This is a genomic window from Paenibacillus sp. FSL L8-0158, from assembly GCF_038592965.1.
Lineage (GTDB): Bacteria > Bacillota > Bacilli > Paenibacillales > Paenibacillaceae > Paenibacillus > Paenibacillus polymyxa_D.
In genome coordinates this window covers 3,062,166-3,073,973 of sequence record NZ_CP151949.1, presented here as the reverse complement: position 1 = coordinate 3,073,973, position 11,808 = coordinate 3,062,166, and the positions used below count along the sequence as shown (strand labels likewise).

Annotated in this window: 12 protein-coding genes; 5 read left to right on the top strand and 7 right to left on the bottom strand. The window is 43.9% G+C overall.

What is annotated here, in order from left to right; all coding sequences use genetic code 11:
* Positions 1-103 precede the first annotated feature (103 nt).
* Entirely contained in the window at positions 104-673 is a 570-nt protein-coding gene (locus NSQ68_RS13225; RefSeq protein ID WP_342426196.1) for a TetR/AcrR family transcriptional regulator, read from the top strand.
* A gap of 201 nt (positions 674-874) precedes the next feature.
* Complete coding sequence (locus NSQ68_RS13220) at positions 875-1,126, top strand: YolD-like family protein (RefSeq protein ID WP_061828313.1); 252 nt, start codon at positions 875-877, stop codon at positions 1,124-1,126.
* Between the two features lie 206 nt (positions 1,127-1,332).
* On the opposite strand, the gene NSQ68_RS13215 is transcribed toward NSQ68_RS13220, so the two are convergent.
* Entirely contained in the window at positions 1,333-1,662 is a 330-nt protein-coding gene (locus NSQ68_RS13215) for a DUF3817 domain-containing protein (protein WP_307345193.1), read from the bottom strand.
* A gap of 377 nt (positions 1,663-2,039) precedes the next feature.
* On the opposite strand from NSQ68_RS13215, the gene NSQ68_RS13210 reads away from it, so the two are divergent.
* Positions 2,040-4,091, top strand: a complete 2,052-nt coding sequence (locus tag NSQ68_RS13210) for a fibronectin type III domain-containing protein (protein ID WP_342426195.1) — start codon at positions 2,040-2,042, stop codon at positions 4,089-4,091.
* 441 nt (positions 4,092-4,532) lie between these two features.
* On the opposite strand, the gene NSQ68_RS13205 is transcribed toward NSQ68_RS13210, so the two are convergent.
* The 5 genes from NSQ68_RS13205 to NSQ68_RS13185 are packed head-to-tail and all read right to left on the bottom strand — an operon-like array spanning position 4,533 to position 8,818.
* Positions 4,533-5,930, bottom strand: coding sequence for a HAMP domain-containing sensor histidine kinase (locus NSQ68_RS13205; RefSeq protein ID WP_342426194.1), 1,398 nt, complete (start codon positions 5,928-5,930; stop codon positions 4,533-4,535).
* A complete protein-coding gene (locus tag NSQ68_RS13200; protein WP_342426193.1) occupies positions 5,921-6,580 on the bottom strand; it encodes a response regulator transcription factor in 660 nt (219 codons plus the stop codon). The genes NSQ68_RS13205 and NSQ68_RS13200 overlap by 10 nt, the downstream gene beginning before the upstream one ends.
* A 37-nt stretch (positions 6,581-6,617) precedes the next feature.
* Entirely contained in the window at positions 6,618-7,376 is a 759-nt protein-coding gene (locus tag NSQ68_RS13195; RefSeq protein ID WP_342426192.1) for a lantibiotic immunity ABC transporter MutG family permease subunit, read from the bottom strand.
* Position 7,377: 1 nt separating this feature from the next.
* Positions 7,378-8,109 (bottom strand): lantibiotic immunity ABC transporter MutE/EpiE family permease subunit, encoded by a 732-nt coding sequence (locus tag NSQ68_RS13190; protein WP_342426191.1) that lies wholly within the window; start codon positions 8,107-8,109, stop codon positions 7,378-7,380.
* A 1-nt stretch (position 8,110) separates the two neighbouring features.
* Entirely contained in the window at positions 8,111-8,818 is a 708-nt protein-coding gene (locus NSQ68_RS13185) for a lantibiotic protection ABC transporter ATP-binding protein (protein ID WP_307345174.1), read from the bottom strand.
* Between the two features lie 150 nt (positions 8,819-8,968).
* On the opposite strand from NSQ68_RS13185, the gene NSQ68_RS13180 reads away from it, so the two are divergent.
* A complete protein-coding gene (locus tag NSQ68_RS13180; RefSeq protein ID WP_307345171.1) occupies positions 8,969-10,096 on the top strand; it encodes an FAD-binding oxidoreductase in 1,128 nt (375 codons plus the stop codon).
* 108 nt (positions 10,097-10,204) lie between these two features.
* Here the strand turns inward: NSQ68_RS13180 and NSQ68_RS13175 are convergent, their stop codons facing one another.
* Positions 10,205-11,368: an MFS transporter gene (locus tag NSQ68_RS13175; protein WP_307345169.1), complete on the bottom strand. Its 1,164-nt coding sequence runs from the start codon at positions 11,366-11,368 to the stop codon at positions 10,205-10,207.
* Positions 11,369-11,479: 111 nt separating this feature from the next.
* On the opposite strand from NSQ68_RS13175, the gene NSQ68_RS13170 reads away from it, so the two are divergent.
* Positions 11,480-11,785: a helix-turn-helix domain-containing protein gene (locus tag NSQ68_RS13170; protein ID WP_029515163.1), complete on the top strand. Its 306-nt coding sequence runs from the start codon at positions 11,480-11,482 to the stop codon at positions 11,783-11,785.
* Positions 11,786-11,808 lie beyond the last annotated feature (23 nt).

The following is an 11,808-nucleotide window of genomic DNA, read 5'->3' as shown; positions in this document are numbered from 1 at the left end:
TAATGGGTATTGAATTATAGCAATCGGTCTATATATAATAAACATGTTGTTATTTTTTTGTCAAAGTAAAAGTTTAAACATTATATAATGAAGGATGCTGTATATGGCTGCTAAACCCGAATCATATGAGAATATTGTACAAACCGCATCGAAGCTCTTTTTTCATCAAGGATATCACGCGACCGGACTGAATCAGATTCTTGCGGAGAGTGGATCACCGAAGGGATCGCTTTATTATTATTTTCCGCGTGGTAAAGAAGAGTTGGCTTTGGAGTGTATAAGAAGAGGGAATGAGTTTATTAAGCAAAAATTAAAACAGACACTGGACGGAAATGATAATCCTGTACTAGCTATTCAGGATTTTATTCGTAATACAGCTGAGGAGGCAGACCGTCTCGGCTTTGACAGCTTTATGCCGATTGGCTTCTGGGCAGCTGCGGAAACTTCCTGTATTAGCGAATCGCTACGTCATGCTTGTGTGAATACGTTTACAGATTGGCAGCACATCTATATGGAGCGTCTTCAGGAATCGGGCTGGACAGAGGAAAAGGCGCACAGTCTGGCGGTACTTATCATTTCGATGCTCGAAGGTGCATTAATTTTGGCCGTTACACAACAGAGCAGTGCTCCTATTTATAATATCGTGGATTACATTCCACAGTTGGTCAAATGACCTTGTCTCTTCGATTTTCAATCGCTCCTATGAATTCCAACAAGTATCTTTAGAGAGCCGATGTTCTCGTTTTTGAGAACTCGGCTTTTTTGTATATCTGAGACGTAATTTTACTCACATTACCAGCACCAAATGATGAAAAGTATGGTAAAATAAAATGAATTTGATTTTGATTTTGCACGAAAGGAAGGGTGATAGCAAGTGGCAAAAGCGAAGGTACCCAAACGGCCTACTCGGGATGAATTTGTACTGGAGGAAATCGGGAATCAGCTTGTAGAAGCACAACGTGAGCAATCCGAAGTTGTATTGACCGTATGGGGACGCGAAGAAACAACCCGCGGACAGATCGTTAAAATGGACCCGAGAACGGGAAAGGTTCATGTAGAGAGTAATGGAGAAACGGATAAAGTTCCTTTTATGGATATTATGAGTGTAAATTACCCGAGAGATTAGTTGTTGTGATTACATAAATATAGCAGAAAGGGACGAAAAAATGACAAAGTTAGGGTCTCCCTTACTGCTGTGGGAAAGTAACAATTTACAATTCGCGTATACAAAAACAACCGAGTGGTTTAGAGCCATCGGTTGTTTTTGTATACTGCTGCATGAGTGGGAAGAGAAAGCCGCGTTATTGTGTTGGCACTCTCCCTTGTACATGCTTATGTAGCTTTTATCGGGCTCGTATGACTGGCACGGGCTGCGGCTTTCTTAAGCACCTTACGATCAAAAATGAAGGGGCCAAACGGCAACAGTGAGGCAATCAAGGCTGCAAGACTTTGCAGTAGTGTTATTTTCCGCAAAATCAGCATGACTACAGTCGCTACAACATAAGCCACGAACAGTACCCCATGGATCATACCCACCCAGCTTACCATTTGCGGCATTCCAGCTGCGTATTTAAGTGGCATAGCGATACACACAAGCAGTAGATATGAAATTGCTTCAATATTACCAATGACACCAAACATCTTAAAGGCATTTTTGAACATAATACACCTCTTTCCCTTATTACTTAAAATTTAATATATCCTATAATGCAATGTTATTAAACGGTAGAAAGTTACGATATATCGAATATTTACGGCTGATGCCAACGTCACACAGCTTAGCGCTCCTGGAAACGATAATTGTAATTTCATTTAACTTGTCAAAATGTGTATCCCTATTGTATGCGCGACCCCCTATCAGTAAAAAAGCAGTGTGAAGCCTAAACATTTTGTATCCAAATTCCGATAACAGTTAAATGAACGTATGTACATTATGGTACATATTTTAAAAGCTGGGTTGCAGCAGAAGGGTTTGTAAGCTTAACTTATTAGTTTTGACAAATAAAATTTCCATACTGGTAGCAAGGAGAGCATAGAATATGAATAAAAAACGTTTGCGTCAATGGATGGCTCCGTTCGCAACGGCTACACTGATTTTGAATACGGGATATGGCATTTTGACACCCGATGCAGTGGCTAGCGCGTTGCCGACTGAGAGGCATAACTCAAATCTGATAGGTCTAAATACAACACAGTTACATACCAAATTAGCAACCGCTCAAGGTCGTCATGTGCCGGTTACTTCAGGCCCGAAAGTGACTACGTTAACCAAAGGTTATGGTCAGGACATCTATCTCAACCAAATGCTAAAAGTAATGTCGAGCCAAATGGTGACTACGAATATCGCACCGGCAGAGGTAAGCAATCTGACAGCGGTTCCTACAGAAACAACAAAAGTAAATTTGTCCTGGAACAATCCGTCGGACATCAATTTTGACCACGTAAAAGTGGTTGGTGTTACTAACGATGTGTATGTAGATAACATTCGAAGTAACTCTTATATGTTGAGCGGTTTACAGCCGAACACGACATATACCTTTCGCGTGAAAACGGTGAATAAGAGTGGAAATGAATCTCTCGGTACAACAATACAGGCTAAAACGGCTTCCGTTGATGGTCCTGTGGATAAGACACCACCAGGAGAAGTAAGCGGACTGACAGCGACGAATGTAGGATATAATGGATTTACCATCAATTACATATTGCCTAAGGATGCTGACTTAAGCCAAGCGATTGTCTATTTAAATGGTACAGAAATTCAAAGAACCACAGGCACGTCTTACACGTTTAATGTCTTGAATGCTGCCACAGCCTATACCGTAACGGTCAAAACGATAGACAAATCCGGAAATATATCTCAAGGAGTTAGTATTCCAGTTACAACTTCTACGGTCTCTACCGATATCGTGCCCGATGTGACAGGTGCTTCAGTGACATCAGTTAATAACTATAGTGTTACTGTTTCCTGGACAAGGCCTAGCGGAATTAGTACGGTCAGTCTGTATAAGGACGGGCAACTGGTAACCGATTCAACAGGAACATCCTATACTTTCAACAATCTTTCGGCAAGCCAGACCTATACGTTCACGATAAGATCTAAGCGAAGCACAGGTACATTGTCCTCCGGTGTGAGACTGACTGCCACAACGGACAGTACGTCCTCCAATTCGTCAGAAGTGTCCAATCTTGAAGTAGATAGCAAAAGCGACACCTGGATCAAAATCACCTATGATATGCCGAGTCGAGCCGACAAGGTGAAGATATATGTGGATGGTGATTATAAGGGGACTACAAGCTCTGAGTCCTATAAAATCACGGATTTGCGAGAAGGACGCTGGTATGAGATTAAGGTCGTGACTGTCAATAGTAATGGAAGAGAATCTAGCGGTGTAAAGATATCAGAACGCACGGATTCGGATGGTTACTACTCTTCTTCATCTAGTTCATCGAACTATGAGAAAGCAAGAGATTTGATGCGAATTGCGGAAAACAGTCTGAATGCATCCGACTGGCGTTCTGCCAGAGATGCAATCAGTGATCTGCCGAGCGGAACCCGTAAAAGCGATCTGCTGGATCGGCTAGAAGCTATTCGCAATAGAGCGATTGGTACCGGTAGTTCATCATCCGGGACGAGTTCTACTACGACTACCACTTCTGGTACAACGTCTTCATATCCTAACAATGCGGTTTCCTCCTATTCATCTTCGTTCACCCTGACACCAGGAGCTAAATCAGCTTATGTCGATGGTCGTGCTACGACGATGGCTCAGGCTCCTCGGATCATAAATGGGGCGACGATGGTCCCGCTGCGCTTTATCAGTGAACGGATAGGTTACGAGGTGAATTATGAAAAATCGACCAAAAAGATTATTCTGAATCGACCTACAGACGGCAAACAGGTAGTGCTTCAAGTCAAGAATTCGACCCTTGCCGTATATGAGTTAAACAACTCCCGAAGTTATTCGACGAACATCACTGCTCCGGTTATTGTTAACGGCTACACGCTGGTTCCATTACGAGTGATTAGCGAGCTTTCGGGGTATCAGGTGAATTATAATACTGCATCCAAACAAATTACAATTACCAAATAAATACATCTGTTAAAAGAGTTCTAAAGTGAAAACTTTAGAACTCTTTTTTGTCTACTATCCAATGAGTGTACGTAAAATGCGAAAAGGGGCGCTTTATAAGCGCCCGCTAATAGAGTTATAAATTGACAATCAGCTACTCTGTAAACAAGTTATTTTGATTAAAAAGGATATCAAGCTGCTTAAGATCTTCTACAGTTAGTTGAATACTCAGCGTTTCCAAATTTGCGCGAAATGCCTCTTTTAGAAATAATCGACACTTTTTAAAAATACAAGGTATACGATAGAATTGATTATCGCTTGTATGATTCTTACACTTAATTTATGTGTTAATACCGCAGATGTTAAGCTCAATATTTTTATATCGTTTCAATAACAAATAAGGAGGAGGTGTGTACTTTATTAAATCGGACCAACCTTAATAGTAGATGACTTAAAATTTGATCACATCGGTAATGCACTGATTGGTATCTCAATGCTTACCTGTCCGCCGCTTGTCTGGGTGGAGTTGGCGATGATCAGTTGTCCGCCATGCAGGGTCACAATGGATTTTGTTATATACAGGCCCATACCGTAATGTCCACTTAACCTTCTGGATGAATCACCCATATAAAACTGCTCGGCGGCCTGTTTGAGACCTGCTGGAGAGAAGCCCGGGCCTTCGTCTACGATGCTGAACCGAATACAGTTTTCAACAGACTCTACGATCAGCTGGATCTCGCTGTATTCAGGCGCCTGATCTACCGCATTAGAAGCAACATTCATAATGGCGCGCTCAAGTAGCACTGGGTCTGCATACAGCGTCTTAGGGAGGTTATATGCAGCGAATGCTACAGATATTTTTTTGACAGCAGCCAAGGCCATTATCTGATCTTTCACTTTCGTTAAATAGAGGTCAGCATCCATCGTTTCCGCCCGCAGGGTGACTAGTGTTTCCGCTTTTGAAATGTCAATGAGAGTCTTAATATACTGCTCCATCTGCCTGGTGCTTTCCGCAATATAATCCGTATAGTTTTTTTGCTCTTCGGACTGTTCGGTTTCGGACAGCAGCTCTACGTTTCCACGAACGATAGTGAGTGGTGTTTTGACATCGTGTGCTAGAGCGGAAATTTGCTCGCGGCGGGATTTTTCGAGATTCCACTGTTTCTGAAGCGATGTCTTTAAAGTTTCTTTCATTTTATCCATGGAATGCAGCACCTGATCGATCTCCATCACGCCACTGAACTTGATTGAGAAGTCCAAATCCTGTGCTTCAATTTGTTTGGTAGCCTGCTGCAATCCGCTCATCTTACGTGCCAGCTTTCGTCCGAAGGAGGAAGCCAGCAAAGCGCCTCCCCCCAGGAAGGCGATACAGAACACGGCCAAAAAGGACAATTCTGCGTTCGGCAGATATTGACGCAGGATAGGAAGTTCAAACTGTGCCGAAACAGAATAGCGCATCACAGTAACTTCATCATGATGTGGAACTTTTACATAGTTATAGGGAAATTGATACGCAGTATCGCTCTGCTGCGTAACACTCCAAGCGGCTTGGGCCTGGTTTTCAGAAAGATTTCCTTCAATGAGGCGGCCTTCCGAAGTGAACAACGCGTACTTATACAGTTTTATCTGAGAATTCGGTTGCAGGGTCTTGCCCGCTTCAATGATTGACTTGTCCTCCCGCACCTGCTTCTCCGCATAGTTCGCGGGAAGAATGGCCCCATAAGACATCAGGGCATAGAAGATGAGGACCAGGAACAGAGCGAGCGCAATCGTCCCAATACAAAACATAACTAAATAACCCAGGAAAATGGTTCGTAATTTGGTTGCCTTGCGTGCTTGCTGTACTTTGGTTACTTCCATCGGTAGCCGATCCCCCAAACTGTCTCCACTGGAGAAACCTCTACTTTGCCAAGCTTGGCCCGGATATTTTTGACATGCTCCACAATGGTGGTGGAATCGCTGTCCCCATCCAAGCCGAAGACCGATTCGTAAATCTGCTCTTTAGAGAATACCTGCCCCCAGTTCAAAGCTAGAAACTTACATATCTCATATTCACTTTTGGTAAACGGGACTACAACATTCTGAACGGTGATTTCCTTGCCGGACAGATTGAAATGAACTTCCCCGATGCAGAATACATTACGCCGCTCACGATTCTCCCGTCTGAGATGGGCGTTGATTCGTGCGCGCAGCTCTCCAGCGCCGAACGGTTTGACAATATAATCGTCGGCTCCATCCCCAAGCCCTAACATCACATCGTTCTCCATGGATTTTGCGGTGAGAAACAGTATCGGACAGTCTACCTTGCTGCGAATTTCCCGGCAGAGTGCGAATCCGTCCATGGTAGGCATCATCACGTCAAGCAGTATAAGGTCAAATGCTCCGAGCTGCATGGTGAGAACCTGTGGGGAGGCGGAAACCACCGTGACAACATGGCCATCTTTCTGCAAAATATTTTGAAGGAGTGCCAAAACGGCGGGTTCGTCATCAACGGCCAACAAGTTTGCCATGCTTTATTCACATCCCTTGCCTTCTTTACTCTAATCTTTACTCCAACGAATTTTGTCCTTCCCAACGACAAATCCATAATCCTAATAATACCATGATGACTAAGGTCCCTACTACGCAATATCTGATTCCCAAATCAAGCTGTATAGCTTCAGGGATAAATTCTGCTGAGCTTACGCCGTATTGCACCCAGATCGTGATGAACCGGGCCGCCCAAGCAGCGGGGAAGAATATCCAATTATGATCACCCAGCCCTGTAAGAAGCAAAGCGGACAATAGACTCTCCATGATACCCAGACCGATGGAAGCTCCTTTGCCAAATCGCAAACTAATGAAAAAATGCAGAATATAAAGGAACACACTGGACACAAACAGAATGCAGGCAGCCAACACATAAAACTTCAAGCCATACGGGGACTCTTTCATAAGATATATATAGCCAGCCCCAAAGCCGCTTGAGGCAAGCAGCACACTGCCAAATCCCAAGCACAGAAGTAGGCTGAGCTTGCTCAGGAAAGGTAGCAGCTTCACTGGCGAGGTTAAGAGCTGCTGGAAATTCCCAGCGGCTGACTCCTGATCGGCAGTAATGGAGCAGACAATACCAATCATGGTAGGAAGAGCCACGGCCAGGACCTGCAAATAGCCGTCAACCTTCGAAATCGGTGAGTATGGAGTGAAGGAATAATAGGCTAGAAAAATTGCTATCCCCAAGATCGGCACAAGCAGCTGCACGAGCAATAAGGGCTGTCTTCTAAGTTTAAGCACATCAGATTTCAGATTGCGGAAGAAAGATATCATCTTACTTAGCCTCCCGTTTGCGGAAAGAAATGGCCGTCAGCACTGACAGAATCATGAATAGACATACTGTGATCAACAGGCCGGGCACAATTACGCCTCTATCCAAAAGTGGATCTCCTGAAGGAACGGCAAGCCCATTAGGCAGCACTTGAATGACGGCGCACATCAATCTCGCTGGAATAGCATAGGGTACCGCCCACCATACAGAAGACGTAGCGAACAAAATGGTACAGGCTGCGTTGCCCACCATGTTGATGATTAGGGTGGCAAACATGCCTATTCGGTCCGTTAGGAACAGGCAAAGTGGAACTTGCCACAAAAAGGTGATGAAGAGTATCAGAGTTGCAGCGACGCTTCCTGCTAGTGTCACGGAAGTTGAGAATACAAATCCGCCAAGAGTTATCCCTATAAATAGGATAATAGAGGAAACCATTAAGAGCCTTACGCAAATCCCGATTTTACCGTACCATACCCGAGCCAAATCTACAGACATGCCGAGGACAGCACGGTATTTTAGCTTCTTGCCGTCCTTTTGAATCACTCCTGAGCACATTAAGGTAAGGGCACCTGGCAGTAGCATGAAATACCACCAATTGTAGCTGGCGCTTTGGAGCATATGTCCTCCCATGAGCACGGTACACAGAAGAAGGGTAACGATGGGGGCAAGCCAGACCAATTTTTTCGTGAAGGTACGCTTTAATTTTAGATGTTCGGCGGCTATATATTGCTGCATCCTACTCACCTCTCTTTCGGTATTCCTGTGCAATCTGCATGAACAACGATTCCAAGTCTTGTCCTGGTGTAACCGCCTCTTGGTAAGCTAATATGCCACCGGCGATGATGCCGACATGGTCAACGATTTGTTCGACTTCAGATAGGATATGACTGGAAAGAATTACGGTAATTCCTTGCTTCGGGAAGGAGCGAATCAGCTCGCGTTGCTCCTGAATGCCAATGGGGTCAAGTCCGTTGGTTGGCTCATCTAAAATTAGTAGTTTGGGATGGTTGAGGAGCGCAATAGCAATGCCCAGCCGCTGTTTCATGCCCATCGAGAACTGGCCAGAGCGTTTTTTCCCCGTATGAGTCAAATCAACAATGTTCAGTACTTCATCAATTCGTGAATCAGGTAGTCCGAGCAAGGTTGTACGAACCTTTAGATTCTCTCTAGCTGTCAAATTCTCATAGAGTGGAGGAGATTCGATCAGTGCGCCGATCTGAGCGAGATCTTTTCGAGACCAGGGTTTTCCTTGAAATAAAATCTCACCGCCTGTCGGACGTAGCATACCAGTTAACATTTTTAAGGTGGTTGATTTTCCAGCCCCATTTGGGCCAAGTAGTCCATAGACGGAATTCTCCTGAATAGACAGTGTGACGTTGTTCACCGCCTGTTGCCGTCTAAAGGTTTTGCAGAGATTTTTAGTCTGTAAAATAATGTTATCCATATCAGTTCATCCTTTTCATTCGTTCTGACAACTACTTTACAGATCAATTCTAAGAACTTTATAAGGATTGAAATATTAATGTTTCAAACTTTATGCATTACTACAGTATTCGCTATAATGGATACAGTGATTTAGGAAAGGGATGTATTCATGAAGAAGGTTATCGTAATCGGAGCAGGAATTCTGGGGGCATCGACAGCATACCAGTTAGCAAAATTGGGCGCTGATGTCATTCTTGTAGACCGCAAAGATAAAGGACAGGCGACTGATGCAGCTGCTGGCATTATTTGTCCCTGGTTATCACAGCGACGCAATCAGGCTTGGTATCAGCTAGCCAAAGCGGGCGCACGTTTTTACCCCGGATTGATTGAAGAACTCAAAAGCGAGGGGGAAACAGAAACTGGCTATGCTCAAGTTGGAGCTCTCAGTATTCATGATGATTTGGAGAAAATCAAAAAAATGCAGGAGCGAGCACACTTACGACAAGCGGATGCACCAGAAATCGGTGAGATTACCCGACTAAATGAAAAGGAAACCCATGAACAATTTCCTTTGTTAGTAGAAGGTTATCATTCTGTTCATATTAGCGGTGCCGCTCGTATAGATGGTCGTGCGCTGCGTGATGCGTTGATCCGATCAGCACAAAGAAATGGGGCAACCCTTATCCATGGGGATGCTGTGCTTCAATACGATTCCGACCATGTAACCGGAGTGGCGGTCGGTGCAAACAGCTTCTCATCTGACGAAGTCATTGTTTGTGCAGGTGCATGGTCCAATCAACTAATGCTGCCTTTGGGCATTCATTTTAAGGTTAGTTATCAAAAAGCACAAATTATGCATTTGCAGGTTCCTAATAGGCAAGACACAGGCACCTGGCCTGTAATCATGCCGCCTTCTGATCAATATCTGCTGGCTTTTGACAAACAAAAGATCGTAATAGGGGCAACTCACGAAAATGAAATCGAAGGCTACGATACAAGAGTAACAGCAGGTGGGATGCAGGAAATTCTGAACAAAGGTTTAGAATTGGCTCCTGACTTAGCAAACAGCACTTTTCAGGAGGTAAGAGTTGGTTTCCGTCCTTTTACACCCGGTTTTCTACCGGTGATCGGAGCTGTTCCTGGCTGGAATGGCCTTATAGCGGCAAATGGGCTTGGGGCATCCGGGTTGACCATGGGCCCCTTTATTGGAAATCAGTTGGCAAAGTTGGCACTTGGAATGGCCTTGGATATCGATATCAATGATTATGATATTCGAAAAGCAATAGATGAAAATTGATTCTTCAAGGTAGACAACATTAGATAGCATAAGAAGCCGCCATACTGGCGGCTTTTCTTTTCCTGGGCCAAAGATAGAGCCTATGTCGATTATTAAGGTTACTCGTTTCTATTTTAGTCTTAGACCTAGTAAAACCCCGCTACGTAGGAACAAGATTAGTGACACACCAAAACAAATCACAGAAAACAGGCTAACGGAAATAAAACCACCGATGTGCGCGTATAGCATTCCTGCTGTGAAAGAGCCAACCATCGTTCCAAAATACATAGAAGAATTGGCAAGTGATGAAACTGTTCCGCGTGCTGTGGCAGACAAGGTTTGGAGCATACTCATCATAAGCGGAAAAATCATTCCAAGGATAAGGAAGATCAGAAAATATGTAATTTCGACATAGGTCACACTAGGTAAATAGGGCAGAAGCAAATAAAGCAGGCCGATGAAAACTACGCCATAGATCAAAGAGTGCTTAGGCCCCACTTTGTTAACTAGTCTACTCCCAAATAAGCTGCTAATCGTATTTCCTAAACCAAGGAATAATATCACCGTACCAATATTTGCAACATTGAGGCTGAATTTGTCGGACAGCCATGTGCCAATAAAAGAGAAGGCAGCAAAATTTCCGAGTTGGAACAGGAAGTAGGCCAGAAAAGCGACCTTAGGTGTTGACCCCTGCAGCAATGAACGATATCTGTTCCTAATCGAGGGAGCCTTTTGCTTCTGTATAGAAGGAGGCAAGGCGGGCAAGAGAACAGCAGTCCAAATAACGATCAAAAAGGTGCAGCAACCAATTACCATAAAGGGTGTTTGCCACCCGGCGGTAGCGAGATAGCTGCCAATGGGAACGCCTAGCATTTGGGAAAAAGCTAATCCAGCGGTGGCAACTCCCATGGCTTTTAACACTTTATGTGGTTGAACCAACTGAGGAATGGCAGCCCAAACTTGAGGTGAGGCAAAAGCGGCACTAATGCCAGCTAATAAGCGAAAAGCAAACATGGTCCAAAAATCAACGGCAAAGCCGCAAAGTAGAGTGAAGATACCGAAACCAAGCAAGCCGAACAGTAGTACTTTTTTTCGATTCCATGCATCTGACAACGGTCCTGCAATTAAGGCAAACAGAGCATACCCTAAAGCATAGGCTGAAACGATCCAGCCCGATTGTTCAATAGAAATGCCGAAGCTTTCACGAAGAATAGGTAAAAGAGGGGATACAATGAACGTATCCGTACCAATGAAAAACATGATCAAGAAAAACAAGATGATAATTTTATTCAAAACGAAACCCTCCATTTGTTCTATTGTTCGAATATTTTCGAATAATAGAAATATAGCATTCCAATATGCTATAATGCAACTATAATTCTTTGTTAGGCAGGTGAACGGATCTTGAGAACGCTGTATCATCCTAACGTAATAGAAATTACTCTACCTACAGTTTTATATGCTTTAAGTGACCCCATTCGGCTTAATATCATCCAGATTTTAGACGAAAACGGGGAGCAATCCTGTAGCTCGCTAGATATTTCAGCCCCAAAGTCAACCTTGTCTCATCATTTCAAGGTTCTTCGGGAATCAGGGGTCATTCATACGAGAATAGAGGGAACCCAACGCTTTATTTCTATCCGTTACGACGATTTAAATGAACGCTTTCCAAGCTTGCTGTCGGCTGTACTGATGGGCTTGAAGCAATAAAAAAACAAAGGTCTAGTTAGCAT